The organism is Streptomyces sp. NPDC047085, from assembly GCF_040643735.1.
Classification (GTDB): domain Bacteria; phylum Actinomycetota; class Actinomycetes; order Streptomycetales; family Streptomycetaceae; genus Streptomyces.
Window position 1 is genome coordinate 202,519 of the sequence record NZ_JBEYUW010000007.1, and the last position, 17,957, is coordinate 220,475.

14 protein-coding genes are annotated in these 17,957 nt (G+C 73.8%); 3 read left to right on the plus strand and 11 right to left on the minus strand.

What is annotated here, in order from left to right:
- The first annotated feature begins 46 nt into the window (after positions 1 to 46).
- Both ABZ865_RS24670 and ABZ865_RS24675 read left to right on the plus strand, forming a co-directional pair.
- Entirely contained in the window at positions 47 to 523 is a 477-nt protein-coding gene (locus ABZ865_RS24670) for an Lrp/AsnC family transcriptional regulator (protein WP_361234176.1), read from the plus strand.
- 82 nt (positions 524 to 605) lie between these two features.
- Positions 606 to 2,105, plus strand: coding sequence for an MFS transporter (locus ABZ865_RS24675; RefSeq protein WP_361234178.1), 1,500 nt, complete (start codon positions 606 to 608; stop codon positions 2,103 to 2,105).
- 73 nt (positions 2,106 to 2,178) lie between these two features.
- Here ABZ865_RS24675 and ABZ865_RS24680 read toward each other — a convergent pair whose 3' ends face one another.
- The gene (locus ABZ865_RS24680; protein WP_361234181.1) at positions 2,179 to 2,982 is read right to left on the minus strand and encodes a LysR family substrate-binding domain-containing protein; all 804 of its coding nucleotides are present in this window, start codon (positions 2,980 to 2,982) and stop codon (positions 2,179 to 2,181) included.
- Positions 2,983 to 3,040: 58 nt separating this feature from the next.
- Here ABZ865_RS24680 and ABZ865_RS24685 point away from each other — a divergent pair, with 58 nt between their 5' ends.
- Positions 3,041 to 3,442, plus strand: coding sequence for a DUF5997 family protein (locus tag ABZ865_RS24685; RefSeq protein ID WP_361234184.1), 402 nt, complete (start codon positions 3,041 to 3,043; stop codon positions 3,440 to 3,442).
- 67 nt (positions 3,443 to 3,509) lie between these two features.
- Here the strand turns inward: ABZ865_RS24685 and ABZ865_RS24690 are convergent, their stop codons facing one another.
- Genes ABZ865_RS24690 through ABZ865_RS24735 form a run of 10 tightly spaced genes read right to left on the minus strand, consistent with a single transcriptional unit; the run spans position 3,510 to position 17,950 of the window.
- On the minus strand, positions 3,510 to 4,406 hold the full coding sequence (locus ABZ865_RS24690; RefSeq protein WP_361234187.1) for a peptidoglycan-binding protein: 897 nt from the start codon (positions 4,404 to 4,406) through the stop codon (positions 3,510 to 3,512).
- Positions 4,406 to 5,956 carry a DUF6519 domain-containing protein gene (locus ABZ865_RS24695; RefSeq protein ID WP_361234190.1) on the minus strand — a complete coding sequence of 517 codons (1,551 nt, stop codon included), beginning with the start codon at positions 5,954 to 5,956 and terminating at the stop codon, positions 4,406 to 4,408. The genes ABZ865_RS24690 and ABZ865_RS24695 overlap by 1 nt, the downstream gene beginning before the upstream one ends.
- 54 nt (positions 5,957 to 6,010) lie before the next feature.
- A complete protein-coding gene (locus ABZ865_RS24700; protein WP_361234193.1) occupies positions 6,011 to 8,191 on the minus strand; it encodes a hypothetical protein in 2,181 nt (726 codons plus the stop codon).
- Complete coding sequence (locus tag ABZ865_RS24705) at positions 8,191 to 12,027, minus strand: putative baseplate assembly protein (protein ID WP_361234196.1); 3,837 nt, start codon at positions 12,025 to 12,027, stop codon at positions 8,191 to 8,193. Before ABZ865_RS24705 ends, ABZ865_RS24700 begins: the two co-directional genes overlap by 1 nt.
- Positions 12,024 to 15,140 carry a putative baseplate assembly protein gene (locus ABZ865_RS24710; RefSeq protein WP_361234200.1) on the minus strand — a complete coding sequence of 1,039 codons (3,117 nt, stop codon included), beginning with the start codon at positions 15,138 to 15,140 and terminating at the stop codon, positions 12,024 to 12,026. Before ABZ865_RS24710 ends, ABZ865_RS24705 begins: the two co-directional genes overlap by 4 nt.
- Positions 15,137 to 15,523 carry a GPW/gp25 family protein gene (locus tag ABZ865_RS24715; protein ID WP_100824790.1) on the minus strand — a complete coding sequence of 129 codons (387 nt, stop codon included), beginning with the start codon at positions 15,521 to 15,523 and terminating at the stop codon, positions 15,137 to 15,139. Before ABZ865_RS24715 ends, ABZ865_RS24710 begins: the two co-directional genes overlap by 4 nt.
- Positions 15,520 to 15,855, minus strand: coding sequence for a hypothetical protein (locus tag ABZ865_RS24720; protein ID WP_361234204.1), 336 nt, complete (start codon positions 15,853 to 15,855; stop codon positions 15,520 to 15,522). The genes ABZ865_RS24715 and ABZ865_RS24720 overlap by 4 nt, the downstream gene beginning before the upstream one ends.
- A 19-nt stretch (positions 15,856 to 15,874) precedes the next feature.
- On the minus strand, positions 15,875 to 16,411 hold the full coding sequence (locus ABZ865_RS24725) for a phage baseplate assembly protein V (RefSeq protein ID WP_361234208.1): 537 nt from the start codon (positions 16,409 to 16,411) through the stop codon (positions 15,875 to 15,877).
- A 44-nt stretch (positions 16,412 to 16,455) separates the two neighbouring features.
- Positions 16,456 to 17,595: a hypothetical protein gene (locus ABZ865_RS24730; protein WP_361234211.1), complete on the minus strand. Its 1,140-nt coding sequence runs from the start codon at positions 17,593 to 17,595 to the stop codon at positions 16,456 to 16,458.
- Positions 17,588 to 17,950 carry a hypothetical protein gene (locus ABZ865_RS24735; RefSeq protein WP_361234214.1) on the minus strand — a complete coding sequence of 121 codons (363 nt, stop codon included), beginning with the start codon at positions 17,948 to 17,950 and terminating at the stop codon, positions 17,588 to 17,590. The genes ABZ865_RS24730 and ABZ865_RS24735 overlap by 8 nt, the downstream gene beginning before the upstream one ends.
- Positions 17,951 to 17,957: the final 7 nt, after the last annotated feature.

Here is a 17,957-nt window from a genome sequence, read left to right on the forward strand (position 1 = left end):
TGGTACAGTCGGCGTTGATCAACTGGTACGAGGAGGCCGGAGCGCCATGGCCGTGGACGAACTCGACACCCGCATTCTGCGACTGCTGCTGGAGCAGCCGCGCACGAGCGTGCGCGAGTACGCCCGCATCCTCGGTGTCGCCCGCGGCACGCTCCAGGCCCGCCTGGACCGCATGGAGCGGGACGGTGTCATCACCGGTACGGCCCCCTCGCTCTCCCCCGCCGCGCTCGGCCATCCGGTGCTGGCGTTCGTGCACATCGAGGTCACGCAGGGCCATCTGGACGACGTCGGGGACGCGCTGGCCGCCGTACCGGAGATCGTCGAGGCCTTCTCGATCACGGGGGGCGGGGATCTGCTGGCCCGGGTGGTGGGGCGGGACAACGCCCATCTGGAGGACGTCATCCAGAAGCTGATCAGCCTGCCGGGCGTGGTGCGCACCCGGACGGAGGTGGCGCTGCGCGAGCGGGTGCCGCACCGGATGCTGCCGCTGGTGGAGTCGATCGGCCGGGCGGCCCGCGCCTGACGTGACGTCGCGCTCCGGCGCGGGGGCTTCCCCGCGCGGATCACGACATGCGCGTAGGACGCCTGCTGCATAGCGTGATTGCATGACTACAGTCGAGACGCGTCAGGCCACTGCCGACCCGCGTCGCTGGAAGGCCCTCGCCGTCTGTCTGACGGGCGGGTTCATGACGCTCCTCGACAGCTCGATCGTGAACGTGGCGCTGCCCTCGGTGGAACGCGGGCTGGGCGCCGACGCGGCCGACGTGTCGTGGGTGGTCTCGGGCTACGCCCTCACCTTCGGGCTCGCCCTCGTCCCGGCGGGCCGGCTCGGTGACGTGCGCGGACGGCGTACGGCGTTCCTGTTCGGGCTCGCCCTGTTCACGCTGACCTCGGCCGCGTGCGGGCTGGCGCCCGGTTCCGGCTGGCTGGTGCTGTACCGGCTGATGCAGGGCGTGGCCTCGGGCATCGTCGCCTCACAGACGACCGGGCTGATCCAGCAGATGTTCCAGGGCGCCGAGCGGGCCCGGGCATTCGGGATGCTGGGCAGCGTCGTCGGCGTCTCCACGGCGGTCGGTCCGCCGGCCGGCGGACTGCTGATCGAGGCGTTCGGGGTCGAGGACGGCTGGCGCTGGGTGTTCTACGTGAACCTGCCCATCGGCGTGGCCGCCTTCTGCGCGGCGCTGCGGCTGCTGCCCCGCACCCCCGGGTCGGCGGTCCGGCGGGAGGGTGCCGACCTGCCCGGCGTCCTGCTGCTCGGTGCGGGCGTGCTCGCGCTGATGCTGCCGCTGGTGCAGGAGCAGCAGTGGACCGGACGGGAGAAGTGGGCGCTGCTGCCCCTGGCGGCGCTGCTGCTGATGGCGTTCTGGGCGTGGGAGCGGCGGCAGGGGCGGCGCGGGAAGGCCCCGCTGCTCGATCTGACGCTCTTCTCCCTGCGGTCCTTCTCGCTGGGCGTGCTGCTGAACCTGGTGTACTTCGCGGGCTTCACCACGGTGTTCTTCGTCTACACGCTGTACCTGCAGAACGGCCTGGGCTACGGCGCGCTCGCGGCGGGACTCTCCTCGCTGCCGTTCGCCGTCGGCTCGTCGGTCGGGGCGGCCCTGGGCGGCCGGCTGGTCGTGCGCCACGGGCGCAGGGTGGTGATCGCCGGTCTGGTCGGGGTGGCGGTGGGGCTGCTCGGAGTCGTCGTGGCCGTGCAGGCGGTGCCGGGGCGGGGTGGCGCCGTCGCCGCGCTGCTGCCGCTGCTCGTCGCCGGCGTCGGCTCCGGCGTGACGATCTCCCCCAACACGGCCCTGACCCTCACCCGGGTGCCCGTGCGCCGGGCCGGGGCGGCCGGGGGCGTGATGGTCACGGCCCAGCGCATCGGCTCGGCGGCCGGCATCGCCGCCGTGGGCGCGGTGTACTTCGCCCATCTGGCCAACCACGGCAGCCCCACCACGGCCCTCCAGCTCGGTCTGCTCACGGCCGTGGGCATCATCCTGATCGCCCTCGTCCTGGCCGTCGCCGATCTGCGCGAGGGGCTGGCGCAGCCGGAGCCGACGGAGGTCGGGGGGCCGGTCCGGGCGGGCGCCGCGGACGGGGCGGCGGGCCCGGTGCGCGAGTCGTAGAGCGGTCGCTCGGCCGACCGATCCCCCTGACGGCCCCGAGCACGACCGCCGACTCGTACGACGGTCTCGCGGCCTACGACCTGCGGCGCGGCTTCCCCCGCTTGGCCGGCTTCGCGCCACCCGTGCCCGAGCGGCCGCGCGCGGCGCGAGACGTGGGCTTCGCGCCGCCCGACCGCGCACCCGAGGACTGCGCGGACTTCGCGGCCGTCGGCTTCTGGCGGGACCCGCTCTGCTTGCGCTTGTCGTCGGCCTGGGCGTCCGGCCGCGTGCGGCCCCGGCTGCTGTTCACCGTGCGGCCCCGCACGATGCCGATGAAGTCCTCCACCAGGTCGGTGGTGGCCTCCTCCGGCCAGGACAGGGCGACGCTGGACTCGGGCGCGTCGGTGACGGGGCGGTAGGTGAGGTCCTTGCGGTGGTACAGGCGGGCCAGGGACTGCGGGACGATCAGCAGGCCGACGTTCGCCGCCACCAGTTCGATGGCGTCCGGGGTCGTGGCGGGGCGCTCGAAGGCGGGCTCGCCGGGCGGGCTGTCCCAGTCGAAGACGTCGTCCAGGGGGTGGAAGAGGACCTCGTCCTCTAGGTCGGCGAGGGTCACCTCGTCCGCCGCCGTGATCAGGTGGTCCTTCGGGACGACGACCACCGTGGTCTCGGTGTAGAGCGGGATCGCGCTGAAGAACGTACGGTCGACCGGCAGCCGTACGAGCCCGGCGTCGGCCTCCCCCGCGCGCAGCACGTCCGGCGCCTCGCCGGCCGGCACCTGGACGAGGGTGAGCGGGATGTCGGGCAGGCGTTCGTTCCAGATCCGCGCCCACTTGGCGGGCGTCACTCCGGGAACGTACGCGAGCCGGAACGACGGTGATTCCTCCGAGCCTGTCACCAGGCCAGGTTACCGGCCGTGGTCGGAGCCCTCGTACGCGGCCGATACCCTTGACCTCATGAGTTCGCAGCAGAGCAGCCAGACGATGAAGCCCGCCACGGCGGCGAAGAAGCTGGGTGTGTACCTCCCCGCCACGCCCGCCGCCTTCCAGGAGGGTGTCGTCTCGCGTGCCGAGCTGAACGAGCTGCAGGCGAACCCGCCCGAGTGGCTGCGCGAGCTGCGCGCGAACGGCCCGCACCCGCGTCCGGTGGTCGCAGCGAAGCTCGGGGTGTCCATCGCGGGCCTGGCCCGTGGCGGGGTCACCGAGCCGCTGACCACCGAGCAGATCGAGGCGCTCAAGGAGGAGCGGCCCGAGTGGCTGGAGAAGGAGCGTGCCACCCAGGCCGAGGTCCGCAAGGAGTCCGTGCGGATCAAGAACCTGAAGAAGGAGCGGCAGGAGAAGGGCGCCGCGCGCGGCTGACGCGCCCCGTCTCCCGCCTCTCCCAGGGGTCGCCCCCGATCCTCCTGGTCTCCCCCGGTCCTCCGGTTCAGCTGTCCGACGGCACCTTCAGCCGGTCCCAGCTCGTGCGGCCCGGGATGCCGTCGGCGTCCTTGCCCTTGAAGCCCAGCTTGTGCTGCCAGGCGGCGTAGGACTTGCGGTCGGCCTCGGTCCACTCCGGGCTCGGCCCCTCCTCGTAGTGCCCGCAGCCCTCGGCGACCAGCCGGCGGCCCATCGCGGTGATGACGGGCGAGCGCTGCCCGATGTGGAAGAAGCCGCTGCCCGGGAACGGGGCGTACTTCGGCTTGGGTGCGGGCTTCGGGTCCGGCTTCCCGGGGCCCGTGCCCCCGCCCTTCCCGGCGAGCCGGTCGGCGATGCGCTTCCGCATGCCGTCCATGGTGAAGCCGCGCGGGTCCTGCTTGCCGGGCTGCCATTCCTTGTGCCCGATGACGGAGCGCTCCGACCAGCCGTGGTGCCGGCAGATCGCGGCGGAGACCTTCTCGATGGCCTCCTTCTGCGCCTCGGGCCAGGGGTCCTTGCCGTCGCCGAGGTTGATGCACTCGAAGCCGTAGAAGTGCCGGTTGCCGTCGACGTCGGCCTGGTTGTCGTGCGGCAGCGTCGTCTCGTTGATCACCGCCCGCAGGACGTCGCTGTCGCCGAGGCCGGCGTGGTTGGCGCGGCCGTTGCCGACGAGGTGGACGTGGCCCTGCTTGTCGATGACGCCGTGGCAGAGGGGGCCGGGCAGGTCGGAGCGGCCGTTGTAGCAGAGGTTCACGGAGTTCTCGGTGCCCGAGGTGACGGTGTGGTGGATCATCACGCCGTTCACCGGGCCCCAGGGGCCCTTGGTGTTGCGGTTGTGGTGGCGCCAGTCGCGGACCTCGTGGACGGTCAGGCCCTCGGCGCGCAGGGCCGCCAGCAGTTGCGACGCGGTCATCGGCTGAGCCATCACTCGTCTCCTTCCGCGGCGGCCTCCGCCGCCGCTGTGGTCTGCGAGCGGCCGCCGGAGGGGCCGGCCTCGGCCGCCACCTCCTCGCGTGCGGCCAGCGCCTCGGCGTCGAGGGCCGTCCGGTCGGCTGCCGGGATGTCCGCGCCGAGCGGGCCGAAGGCGAGCCGCAGGTCCACGGTGCTGCCCTCGCCCTTGACCAGGGCCAGCGGCGCGAAGTGCCGGTCGATGCCGGCCGGTGCCTGGAGCAGCGGGCGGCGGGCCGCGTCCGTGGGCCACTCGACGCGGCCGGTGGCGGTGCGGGCGGGGATCAGCCAGTGGTCGCCGGTGCGGTAGCCGCCGTTCTTGGCGAAGTACACCTCGACGCCGTCCTCCAGCGGCAGCCACTCCCCCTCGGTGAGCGGGATCGCGCCGCCCTTCAGGGCGGTGGTACGGCCCTTGCGCCGGGGTGCCTCGTGGTGGTCCCAGCGGCGCAGGAACGGGTGCAGGTGCGGCAGCCGGCCGACCCGCGGGTCCGGCTCGGCGGACAGGCGGACGCGGCGGCCCGGCAGGTCCAGTTCCTCCACCCGCAGCAGCGGCAGGGGTTCGAGACGGGAGGCGTAGGCGGTGTCGGTGAACTCGACGAGGTCACCGACGTCGAGGTCGAGCTTGTCGTCGAGGCCGAGGGTCGCCAGCCGCACCCAGGTGCCGTCGAGTTCGTCGACCGGGAAGACCACGGAGCCGTTCTCCCGGGACCACTTGAAGGTGGCGTCCTTCGCCTCGCCGCCGGCGTGGATCTCCACCCGGTACAGCTGGTTCTCCGGGCCCCGGTAGCGGGCGTCGGGCCGCACCAGGCAGGGGTCCTCGTCGGCGTGCTCGGGCCGCTCGCTGCGGGCGGCGAGCCGGGCGGAGGGCGCCGCCTGGGCCGTCGCCCACTTCTCGAACGCCCGCCGGACCGTCTGCACGGAGGGCTCGGACTCCTCGACGTCCAGCGCGGACAGGGTCAGCGGCAGGACCTGCCAGACGACCTTGGCGCGGGCGGCGGTGTCGGGCAGCGCGGCGCCGAGGGCGACCTCGCGCAGCGCGGGGTCCTCGGCCGCGGAGACGGCCCGCTCCCACACCTTGAGGTAGACGACGAAGGGTGACTGGGCGGGTGAGGGCAGCCGGTCGCCGGGGCGTTCGGGGTCGCGGAAGCCGTCGGGCTGGTTCCAGTAGTCCCAGTAGGTGTCCGTCTCGACGGGCTGCTGCTCCTCGGCTTCGTCGTCCGGCACCGGAGTGCCCGGCCGGGGGCGGTCCGCGTCGCACAGGATGCCGTCGACGTAGTAGCGGCCGCCGTCGATGTGCAGGGTGTCGATGTCGTGCTTGCCGCCCACGTACGTGATGTGGAAGCCGGTGGCGCCGCTCGGGCCGCCGTGCGGTCCGATCAGGTCGGCGGCGAGGGTGCGGGCCTGGTGGAGCTGGATCGCGGCCTGCTCGTTGAGGTCCGCGTCGAGTTGGACGCGGCCCTGCTGGGCGATGACCGCGGAGTAGTGCCGCTCCGGGCGGAAGGTGGAGCGTGAGAGATCAGCGTGCATGAAGGGGGTCCCCCTGGTTCGGAAATCTGCGGGTGGGTCGTGCGGCTGGACCGCTCACGTCACGAAGAAGATCCCGGCGTCCGCGCCGGCCGGGGTGTACTCGGCGAGCCGCGCCCTGAGGCCGTCCTCCCGCTGCGGCCGGTACAGGTCGTGGAAGGCGCCGAGTTCGGCACCGTCGTCGGCGCCGCGCCGGATCTCCTCGGCGCAGCGGTCGGCCAACTGGCCGTACCAGGGCGTCCCGTAGCGCTCGGAGGTGAACAACGGCCGGACCCGCCCGGCCTGTTCGGGTCCGACGAGGTCGGGCTGGCAGCGGTGGCGGCGCGGGGTGCGTGAGCCGGGCGGGACGGAGCAGTACCGCAGGCAGCCGATGCCGCGCCGGGCCACGTGGAGCCTGCCGGTGAAGACGGAGTTCTCGGCGATCTCGACCGCGTGTGTGTGGACTTCGCCGATGACCGTCGTGCGGTGCAGGTGCAGGACGGCGTGGGCGTGCCGGCAGTCGGGGGCGGAGAGGGCCTCGCGGTCGTCGCCGGTGGCGTCCAGGACGCTGTCGCGCAGATGGATGTCGAGGGGGTCCTCGCTCACTTCGTCGCCGATGACCTCGATGGTGCCGAGGATGCTGTGCTCGATCTGGACGCAGGCGGTGGTGCGGTCCAGGACGATGCTGGGCTCGTCGGGCGAGTGCGGCTCGCACTCGGGCTCCAGCGACCAGCCGGGCACGAGCGTGGAGTGCCGGACGACGACCGCACCCATCGGGCCGGTGACGTTGATGCCGCGTCCGGCGACGAGCAGTCCGTCGAGGACGACCCGGGGCCGCTCGTGCGGGGCGCAGTCGTCCTGCACCGCACGGATGTTGAGGGCGTCCGGGCGATTGCTGTACCAGTCCAGCAGCCGGATCACCGGCCGGGTGCCCTCGGCGGCGCGCAGTTCGAGGCGGTCGCCGGGGTCGAGGTCGAAGTCCAGCTGCTCCTGGTAGGCGCCGCTGTGGGTGATCTCGATGATGCCGGTGCGCCCAGGGCCCCGCTCGTCCTGCCAGGCGCGGTAGGCGTCCATGATCCGCCGGTACGGCTGGCCGGGGCCGACCCGGTAGAAGTCCGCGTCCGGGCGGGGTTCGCGGTCGGGGCGTTCGTACTCGCCGCCGCCCATGTCGGCGCCGAACGCGTGGTGGTAGTCCACCCACACACCCTGCCGGGGCGCCTGGCGGGAGCCGAACGCGATCCGGCCCAGCTCCGGGTCGACGGCGACCTGCCCGCGCTTCGGCCGGTAGCGCCAGTCGGACAGGTCGGCGACGACGATGTCGGCGGGCGGCACGGGCCGGTCCTCGCCGTCGCGCCGGATGACGAGGCTCTTGCCGGGCCCGTAGTAGTCGGCGAGCCGGTCGTGCAGCAGACGGCGGGTGATGAACGCCGGGACGTTGTCGACGGCCGCGATGTGCGCGGGCGAGGGCTCCGGGACCGGCTTGGTGGCCAGCGGGGTGTCGTTGCCCAGGATGGAGAAGGTGTAGAGGTTGCGGGCACGGTCGATGCAGTAGGCCGGGGAGGAGGTCAGCGCGTACGGCTTCAGCCGCCAGACGAACAGGCCGACCCCGGACGGCGTCCAACCACCTTGCCTCCTGGCCGAGTCGGCGCGGCGTACGTCGACGGTCCGGGCCGTCTCCTCGAAGGGGCCGCCGGCGACGGAGAGCGCCGAGCCGTCCCGCAGGTCGAGCAGGCGGCCGCGGTCTCCGCGCCGGCCGCCGGTGCCGTACAGCTTCACGGGCTGGGTGTGGGCCACGTGCCGGGACAGTTCGACGGCGCGCGCGGGCCACTGCGCGACCTGCTCGGAGAGTTCCTCCAGCAGGTGGAGCGTGCCCTTGCGGCGGCGGTGGGCGACCGTCGCGGCCACGTCGGCGCGCGGGGCGATGGCCTCCGCGAGCGCCTCCCGGCCGCCGCCGTGCAGGCCGGTGGTGAGGACCCGCTCGTAGCCGGGCAGGGTGCGGTAGCCGACCAGGTCGCCGAGGTACGGCAGCACCCAGGGCGCCGCGGTCTCCACGAACAGGTCCTCGTAGCCTTGCTGGACGCCGTCGCGGACCCGGTCCAGCTGCTCGGCGATCACCGCGAGCAGCGCGCGCAGCGGTTCGCCCTCCTCGGCGTCGCGCAGCCGGTGGCGGCGGGGCAGCAGCTCGGCGAGCCCGTCGGGTTCCCGGGGCAGCACCGGGGCCGGAGTCTCCAGCTGGACGTCCGTCGGCTTCGCGGCCATCACTTGACCTCCGTGAGAATCAGGGTGTCCGCGGCGCGCGCCGACAGCAGGGTGAGCTGGGCCGGGCGGATGCCGCGGAAGACGAACACCGTGCGGCCCCTGGCCAGGCGCCGGGTGTCGGTGATGTCGGGGTTGAGGCGCAGGAGTTCGGCGAGCGGGAGGCCGTGGCGGGCGCAGACGGACGACAGGGTCTCGCCGTGCGCGTCGCGGACCGTGTGGGTCCGCTCCTCGTACGCCGCGGGGTGCGCGGGGACGGACGCCCGCGGCGTGCCCGGCGCGGTGAGCAGTCCGGTGAGCTGCTCCGGGGTGGCGGAGGCGGGGACGCCGGTGAAGACGTCGACGTCCACGTAGTCGACGCCGGGCACGGACTGCGCGGTGGCGAGGACCTCGGAGAGGCGGGCGGGCTGCCCCAGCTCGCGTCCCTCGTAACCGAGTCGGCGCAGCAGCGCCTGGCGCAGCCGGGGTTCGACGAACTCCCAGGCGTGGTCGGGGGCCACCTTCACCTTCGCGGCGATCAGCAGCAGGACGAGTTCGCGGACGTCCACGCGGACCGGCAGGTTCGGGTCGCCGTATTCGGTCAGCGCGGCGCTCAGGGGCCGGAGGTTGTCCTCGGCGAGCGGCACGTCGTCGGTGCCGGCGACCGTCACGTGCAGCACGCGCCGCTGGCCGTCGAAGAGTTCGCGGGCGGCGGCCCGGCCGATGCCGGCGCGGGAGCGGGCGAAGTCCTCGTAGTCGGCCTCGGAGACCAGCCGGTCCAGGGCGGAGACGGCGAGCGGGATCGTGCGGCGGGTGAGGCCGGGTCCGTCGGCGTCGGCGCCGCCGGTCGCCGGGCGCGGGTTGGTGACCGCGGTGACGCCGAGGGGGCGGGTGAGGGGCTGGGTGATCCGGTCGGCGGGTACGTCGGCGGCCTTGCCGGTGCCGAAGCGGTAGCGGGCGCGGACGTTCTCGTGGCCGCTGGGCAGCCGGGCGCCGTGGACGCCGTCGCCGAACGTCACGGTCGTACGGCCGTCCGAGGCGGTGCCGGTGATGTACGCCCGCTCGGTCGGGCCGCGCCCGGCGAGGCTGTCGACCTCGTGCCACAGGACGCCGTCCACGCGGATCTCCAGCACCGGTGTCGCGCCGAGGGGGTTGTCGGCGGCGAGCCAGGTCAGCGGGGACTGCCAGAGCGCGAAGGTCTGGTTGACGCGGTCGGAGTCGCCGCTGCCGATGGCCTCCTCGCGGCTCTCGCCGTGGGTGGCCTCGACGACATTGCCGAGGATCCGGACGCTCGCCCGGCGGTAGCGGTGGACGAGGTCGGCGGTGAGGGTGAGCCGGGTGTGGACGTGGTCGTCGGGGAGTCGGGGGTCGACGGCCGGGTCGGCGGCGGCGAGCGTGACCACCTCGGTGGCGGTGACCCCGGCCGCGCCCGGGACGTCGGTGCGCTCGCCGGTCACGATGAGGGTGCGCCCGGGCCGCAACCCGTCGTACAGCTCGGCGAGTTCGATCTCGTTGCCGTGGACGTCCTCGCCGAGCGGCTCGTCGGCCGGGCGCAGCGGTTCGCCTGCCGCGTGCACGGTGGTGTCGCGGATGTGGGAGAGCAGCACGTCGAACTCGTCCAGCCAGGGGTCGGCGAGGGTGAGTTCGGTGCCGCGCCCGGTGATGCCGTAGTTCGAGTACGCCGCCGTACGGGCCGCCACGACCTGGGTGGTGACGAAGGAGAGCTTGGCGTCGCCGGGTACGGAGGAGGTCCCCTTCGCGGGCCGCTGGACGGCGACCCAGCTGCCGACGGTGATGCCGTCGTGCACGCTGTCCAGTTGCAGGATACGGCGGTTGACGGGCTCCGGCTTGGCGGCGATGACGATCTCGACGTTGGGTTCGGTGCTGCCCACCGTGTACCGGACGCTCACCTCGTACTCGCCGTGGGTGAACTGTTCGGTGGCGCCGGGCCGCAGGGAGATCTCGTGGGGGGTGCCGTTGTGGATGCCGATGTGCACCTGGCCGTCGTCGTCCGGGCGGGACACGAACAGGCGGCGTTCGGGCAGGCCGGCGTGGAGACGGGCGGTGACGCCGGGTTCCTCGGCGGCGGTGGCCGGACGTCGGTTGAGCCAGTTCAGCTCGCGGTCTTGGGGGGAGCGGGTGGACAGGTCGACCTGGCCCGGGCCCAGGGTGAAGGTGAGCTGTTGCGTGACGGGCAGGTTCTCGGCGCGCTGGTCGCTGCTGGCGCCCTCCACGTACTGGAACTCCGCCCGGACCGGGACCTTGCCGGCCGGGTCGTACACCACGCGCATGCTCGCCAGCACCGCGCCCGTCAGCGGCCAGTCGGCGGTGCGGATGACCCGGCCGTTCGCGTCCTGGACGGGCTTGAGCGGGGCGGTGGCGCCGAAGGGGGCCGCGGTGACGCGCATCGCGAGCAGCTCGCGCAGCAGCTGCGGGCCGCCGGGGGCGGTGGCCGTGCGCCAGGCCGGGTAGAGGCCGCCGAGGCCGGGGTTGAGGGCGGAGAGGAGGCGGGCGGTGTCGCCGCCGGGTCGCCGGGTGCGGGGGCCTGCCGGGGGCGTGGGGGTGGCGGTGCGCAGGGCGGGGAGGACGGCGCTCAGGGCCTGAAGGGCGGCTTGGCGGGGGTCGGGAGCAGGGTGTGCCCGCGCGCCCACGTCGGCGGGCGCCTGGGCGTCCGCCTGCTTGGCGGTGGCGTGCTCCGCCGGCTGGGCCGGGGCCAACTCGAGTGCCCGCTCGGCCAGTTCCGCGAGCACCGCCTCCAGTTGCTCGAACCAGGAGGCCACGTCCTCGTACGGTTCGGCCAGCACCTGGGCCTCGCGGAGGCGGGCGACGGGCTCGCCGAGGCGGGCCGCGAGGCGCTCCGGCGTCCTGATGCCGTCCAGGTCCGTGCGCAGCGGGGCGAGGACCTGGTCCTCGAAGTCCTCGATCAGCCGGCTGACCGGTCGCGGATTGGGCACCTGGGGTGTGGGCGGCTCGTCGCCGGGTTCGCCCGGGGCGGCCGGCGCCGCCGTCCAGCGGCGTACCTCGTCCACCAGCTCCTTGAGGGTGGGCGGGGCCGACTTCGGCAGCGAGATCGCGGTGATCTCGTCCTCCCGGTCGATCCGGACGCCTGCCACGGGCAGCAACTTCCGTAGTCCACCGGCCTGTTCACCGAAGACGAAGAGGAGCTGGTCGCCGGTCTGGAGGGAGTTCGCCGTGCCCTCCACGAACAGGGCGGAGCGGCGGTCGAGGTCCTCGGGAGTGAGGAGGGAGGGGCGGCGGCGCCGTACCTTCAGCTCGTTCCAGTCCCAGCGGGCGGTGAGGTCCCGGGCGGTCTCGAAGGTGAGGGACTGCTCGTCGGCGGAGGCGGGCACGCTGTGGCTGCGGGCTCCGCGCGGGATGAGGACGGGCAGGGCCTCGGCGCGCGGGTCGCGTTCGAGGGTGTACGCCAGGTGGGTGCCGGCCGCGACGCCGGGGCGCGGCCGGTGTCCCACGAGCCGGCCGAGCAGCACCAGCGAGCGGTGCTCGTTGGCGGTGCGGATGTAGGCCTCGTCGGCGATCCGCTCGGAGTGGAAGGTGAGCAGGTCGCCGAGGACGGCGGTGGCGTCCAGCAGGCCGACGGCCGGATCGTCCGGGGTGCGGACGGTCAGCCCGGCGAGGGCCGGGTAGGCGGGCGAGGCGAGCCGGTCGAGCAGGGCGGCGAGGAAGGAGCCGTACTCGCCGACGCGGTAGTCGAGGGCGGTGCGGCCGGGCGGGTTGTGGACCGGGGGCGGGGCGAGGCGCTCGTCGTGGCCGCCGCACGCGCCGCCGCAGGAGCAGGGCGGAGTCGACGGAGTCTCCGGAGCTGGCGGGGTCTGCGGGGTCGGCGGAGTCGGCGCGGTCATCGGGCACCTCCGAGGGATATCTCGAGCCGCCCGTTCTCCGGCCGGTCCGGGTCGTTGTCGCAGGTGGCGATCTCCAGCGGGCCGAGCCGCAGCACGCCGTCCTCCCTCTCTCCTCGGTCCTGTTCGAACAGTCGCCGCAGCCGCGTGACCTCGACGCTCTCCACCCCGGGGACGGCCGCCGCGGCGGCCACCAGCCGGCTGAGCCGGACCGGTTCGCCGAAGCTCAGGGCGTCCGGGTGGAAGAAGCCGAGCCGTCCGCCCGGCAGTCGGCCGTTGCCCAGCACGCGGTACAGCTCGGCCAGGATCTGCCCGTGCTGGTGGCCGGGCCTGGCGCAGACGGTGAGCGCGATGTCGAGCGGCACGAGCCGGGCGGGTCCGACGACCAGCTCGTGCCCGATGCGCCGGTAGGCCTCCAGGGCCTGCGCCGCCGAGGCGAGCAGCGCGTCCGACGGGGTGCCGCTGCCGTACGCGTCGATCGCGACGTGCGCCTCCTGGGCACTGCCGGTCCAGCGGATCTCGGCGGCGGCCCGCTGCACTCCGGGCAGCGCGGAGGCGAGGGCCGCGTAGTCCTCGGCGGTGACCGCGCGCAGCCGGGTGCGGCGCAGGTCGAGCGGGGCCGACTGTCGCACCTGCTCCAGCGGTTCGGGCTCGGTGCCGCCGGTGGCGGGCAGCGGGTTGCGGACCGTGGCGGCCGGTACCGGCTCGTCCGGTTCGCCCTGCTCCCCCATCGTGACGACGAGGTGGTTGATGGCCTCGGCGCCGACGTTGCCCGCGGTGCCGCCGCCGAGCCGGTAGCGCACCGCGAGGCGGCTGCCGGGCGTCGGCCGGGCGCCGTGGCGTCCGTCGCCGAAGCGCAGGGCGAGGCGTTCGTCGTCCTCCAACTCGCCGACGAAGTGCGGGTCGCGAGCGGCGCTGTCGAGCAGGTCGCGGCGCGGCTCCCAGCTCCGGTCGCCGTCGTGGAGACGTACGGCGGGCAGGGCGCGGCGCGGGTCCTGGGCGAGAGCGGCGGCCGCCGGACCGCGCAGGACGGGTTCCTCGGGGTGGAGTCCGGCCGCGTACGCGGGGCCCCAACTGTGCGCGATCTCCCAGGCGATGTGCCCGTCGAGGACCGAGCCGGCGCGGGCCCGCGCGGTGAGGATCTTCACCCGGCGCAGCTTGGCGTCGAGCAACTCGTCGCTGCGGTGCAGAAGTTCACGCAGGGCGCGGACCGGGTGGAGGCGGAGCTCCAGCCGCTCCAGCACCTTCAGGCCGTAGATCACGGCGAGTTCGGCGGTCTCCTCCTCGCCGAGCCCGTCCCGGTCGCGGGCGCTGCGCCACAGTTCCACGAGCCGCTGCCGGACCCGCTCCGGGATGGCGGCGATCCGCTCGGCCTGCCCGGCGGCGACCGCGGCCGGGTCGGGGAACGGCACGGCCTGGGTGACCGGCGCCCGGCCGAGGACGGGGCGGAAGCGGGGCCGGATGCCGGGGTAGACGGACTGCGCGAGCAGGGTGCGCAGGGCGGCGGCCTGCGCGTACACCGTGCCGGGCACCACTTGCTCATGCCGCTGCCCGGCCCGTTCCAGCCCGAGCCCGACGCGTATGGTGGCCACCTCCCCCACGACCTCGAACAGCTCACGGATGTCGTCGGGCGTGAGCGCCTGTCCGCTCTCCGCCTTGTCCGTCAGGGAGTTGATGAGCCGTGCGGGTGCGTTGCCGTCCCTGCGGTCGCCGCAGCCGAAGTCCGGAGGGTCGCAGGGGGTCACGACGGCCGGTACGGGCGGCACGGTGACCCTCTCGTGGAGTCCGGAGCGGCCGTGGTCGACGAGGACGGTGTTGCCGCGGGCGAGGGTGACGTCCTCGACCGGCAGGCAGTCGCGGCCGCCGCGGGTGGCCAGGCAGAGCGGGAAGCGCAGGGCGTCCTCGGCGGCCCAGGTGACCTCCAGGACGGGCTGGTCCTCGATGCGGTCCAGGCCGGGGGTGACGGAGGTCAGGCGTACGGCCTGGCGGTGCGCGGGGTCGGCGTCGCCGGGGGTGCCGGTGCGCGGGCCCTTGACCTCCTCCAGGACGAGGACGTCGCCCGGGCTGAGGTTCAGCCGGCGTTCGCGGCAGGTCTCCGGGTCCGCCCACTCGTCGCACAGGGTGGCCGCGGTGGCTCCCTTGGGCAGGACACACACCTCGCCGCCCCAGGTCCACAGGCGGATCGCGTTGTGCGCGACGCGCAGCCGCAGCGGGTCGGCGGCGACGACCGGTTCGAAGACCTCCACGGAGCCGCGCTCGTCCAGGTCGCCGAGGTCGTTCTCGTCGATGACGGTGCCGGGCTCGGGGCGGTCGTGCGGGTCGAGGGAGCGGACGTCGACGGAGGCGAAGCGGAACGTGCCCGGGGCCAGGGTGTGGTCGGCGGCGGTCTCGACGGTGACGTAGGCACGCGCGTTGCAGCCGTCGTGCATCGCGTAGTCGATGAGCCGGACGTGCCGGCGTACCGAGACCCGGCGGCGGGCGGTGTCGAGGTAGGCCTCGGTGGCGACCGCGTCCTGCTGGTAGCTGATCTGGTCCCCGGTGTACGCGAGCAGTTCCACCAGCGTGATGCCGAGATCGGCGGGGTTGCGCTCCACCCAGTCGGGGGTGGTCAGCGCGAGCCGGTCGAGCAGCAGCTTGCGGATGGTGTCGTAGTCGCGGGCCGTGTAGTCGACGACGGGCGCGGCCGGGAAGTCGGGCGTGTCCTCGCCGTCGTCCACGCAGTCGAAGGGCGTCGGGCAGTCGGGCCGGAAGGCGAAGGACGCGCTGAAGTAGCGCTGGTCGAAGCCGCGGTAGGGCTCGGTGCCGGGCCTGCCGTACGGGTCGGCCTCCACCAGCGAAAGCCGGTAGCGGGAGGTGTCGCCGGCCCGGTCGAGGGTGACGTGGAGCCGGTCGTCCAGCTCCGGGTCCTCCTCGCGTTCGACGCTGACGTCAACGGCCGTGATGCCGGTGACGCGCCGGCCGCCGTCGATGCGGACGTTCTCCGGGCCGAGGCCGTGCGGGGCCTTGCCGAGGAAGGTGACGGTGAGCTGCAGCCCGTCGTCGCTGACCTCGACGGCGTCGACGCCGCCCAGCTGGGCGGCGCGCACCTTGGCTCGCCGGGTGGTACCCGTGCTCATGCCGCCCTCCCCTCGAAGACGTCCTCGCGGACGGCGCCGGTGGCGCGCACGAGGTAGGAGAGATGGACGCGTACGACGTCGTCGCCGCTCTCGATGTCGAGGGACACGACCTCGACCAGGTCGCCGAGCCAGCGCTGGAGCGCGGCCTGCACGGAGAGTTCGAGGGTGCTGACCAGTTCGGGCGTGTTCGGGGCGAAGACCAGGTCGAGCAGTCCGCAGCCGAAGTCGGGGCGCATCACGCGCTCACCGGGGCTGGTGAACAGCAGCTGCTCGATCAGGTCGTGGACGTGCTCGGCGGGGCGGGCGTGCGCGGTGCGCCCGCGGCGGTCGGCGTGGAAGGGGAACGCGATGTCGGTGCGGGCTCGCCCGCTGGTCGGCCTCATCGGACGGTGACCTTTCGCTGCGCGGCCTGGACGAGGGGCGGCCCCTGCGGGACGAGGGCCGCGCTGAAGCACTGGGCGGCGGAGGTGTCGAGCAGCACCGGCGCGCCGTCGGCCGTGACGCCGGTGTCGGCGGCGGTCCAGCGGGCCGAGACGCACGGCGAGGGCACACCGGCGACGGTGTGCGGGCAGCCGGTGACGACGTACGTCTGGGCGGCCGTGGCGACGGCGGCGCCCGCGATCCGCAGGCCACCGGACGGTGTCGCGGCGGGCGCGACGCGGCCGCCGTGCGGACATCCGATGACGGCGCCCGCGTCCAACAGACTTCCGGACACGTTCTTCTTCCCCCCGTGTCTATCGCTTGGAGAGGACGCTCAACTGGCCCTCGTTGATGGTCACTTCACGACCGCGCAGCACGATCTCGGCGCCGGCGCCGGTGGCGATGACCACGGCTTCCTTGGTGATGCGGATGTAGGCGCCACCCTGTGCCTGCAGGAGGATCCCCTGTTCGGCGCCGGCGGTGTCGTTGAGCACGATCTTGTGGGCCCCCGGGGTCTGCACGACGACCGGCTTGGCCGCCGCGTTCGCCTGGAGTTCGCGGCGCGCGTCGGGCGGCAGCTCACCGGCGTCGCCGTACCAGCAGCCGGTCCACACCGGGAAGCTGGGGTCCCCCTGCTCGAACTCCACCCACACGCCCGCGCCGGGCGGCGGCACCACGAACTGGCCCGACTCCGGTCCGGTGAACGGCAGACAGGGCAGCGCCCACGTGGACGGCTCGTCGCCGAGGACGTCCGGTACCTCGGCCGTGATCCGGCCGATGCGCAACGGGTCGTCGTTGCTGACCACCCGGCCGCGGAACTTGCCGAGGTAGCGATTGCTGGGTGCCGCCATGGTGAGGGTGCTCCTGGTCGATGGTCATGGGTCTTACGGCTGTGCTACGGCCGGACGTGGTCGCTGCGTGCTTCCAGGCCCTCCCGGGTGAGGGTGAAGTTCTGCTGGAAGGAGCCCGGGCGGAGGTTGTGGGTGACGGACTTGACGTAGTAGTCGCCGTCGTAGGCCCGTCCCGCGCCGCGCACGCCGACGAGCCGGCGCGGCTGGAGCATGAACCCGTGGCGGTTGACGTCCAGGGAGCCCGAGCCGGAAACGACGTCGGCGGAGACCGCGGCCCTGGCGAGCAGTTCGGCCTCGGCCTGTCCGCGCTGCTGCTTGGCGGTGCCCGCGAGGGTCCTGCGCTTCAGCGCCGGGGTCGGGCGCCTGCCCAGGGGCGGGCGCAGGGGGCTGATCGGCGGCTGGGGCAGCAGGGTGGCCTGCCGGGTGCCGGGGTCCTGCCAGCGCGCCTGCGGCTCTTCGCGGGCCGTGCCGTCGTAGGCGAAGGTCAGCTGGTCGACGGTGGACTGGGAGTCCATGTTGACGTTGAGTGCGTGCTGCCGCAGGCCGAGCCGGACCTCGGGACCCCAACGGGCCGAAGACTGACCTGGGTTGGGCCCGGGCTCCAGATAGAAGGTGTATCCATTGGCGCGGGCCAGCTCGGTGACGTACTGGAGGTCCGTGCCCGTCTGGTAGTGCACGCGGAGGTCCTGGTGTGGGGGCTGGGCCACCTTCTCGGTGTAGACGTCGGGCCGGATGCCGTAGTCGGAGTACCGGCGCAGGATCGCCAGGACCCGCTCGGAGGGGGGCAGGTTGGGGTAGCGGGCGGTGCGCTCCTCCAGGTCCATGAGCAGCGTCAGGTCCTCGCCGGTGACGGTGAGGGTGGAGTGGCCGGGGATGTTGCTGGCGCCGACCTCCTGGCGCACGATCAGCCCGTCGAACAGCACCTCGGGGGTGCCGCGCACGCTGACGGTGACGATGACGCGGGTCTTCGGGTCGAAGTACCCCTCCGGGAGTAACCGCGTGCTGATCAGCCCGTTCTTGGTGAGGTCGAAGGCGATCTGGAAGCCGCTGCGCTCCCCCGCCGTGGCGGTGATCTGGGCCGACAGCAGTGCCTCGGCGACCTCGGCGGGGACCGGGCGGGCCAGGGTGGGTCCCATGAGGAGTTGGACGTGGACGGGGCCCTGCCCCACGGGCTGTTCAGACACGCCGCTCTCCGCGGGCGAATCCGCCGGCGAGCGGAATGCCGATCACCCGCCCCGTCTCGTCCGTCAGCTCCCGGGGGTCGAGGACCGGGTTGGCGTCGGCGATCCGCCACCACTGACCCGGGTCGCCGAAGAAGCGCTGCCCGAGCAGATCGGGCCGCTCGCCGGCGCCGACGACGTGCGCTTCCGTCTCCTCGTCGAGCGGGGGCAGCAACCGCCGCTTGGTGTACCGCACTTCGGTCCCGTCGTCCTTCCGGTGCACCCCGATCTCGGCGTCGTGGTACCGGCTGGTGCGCGGGTAGGGATGGGCCCCGGGTATGGAGTCCAGGGCGCTCTCGTACGGCTCGATGTCTGCCATGTGGTTT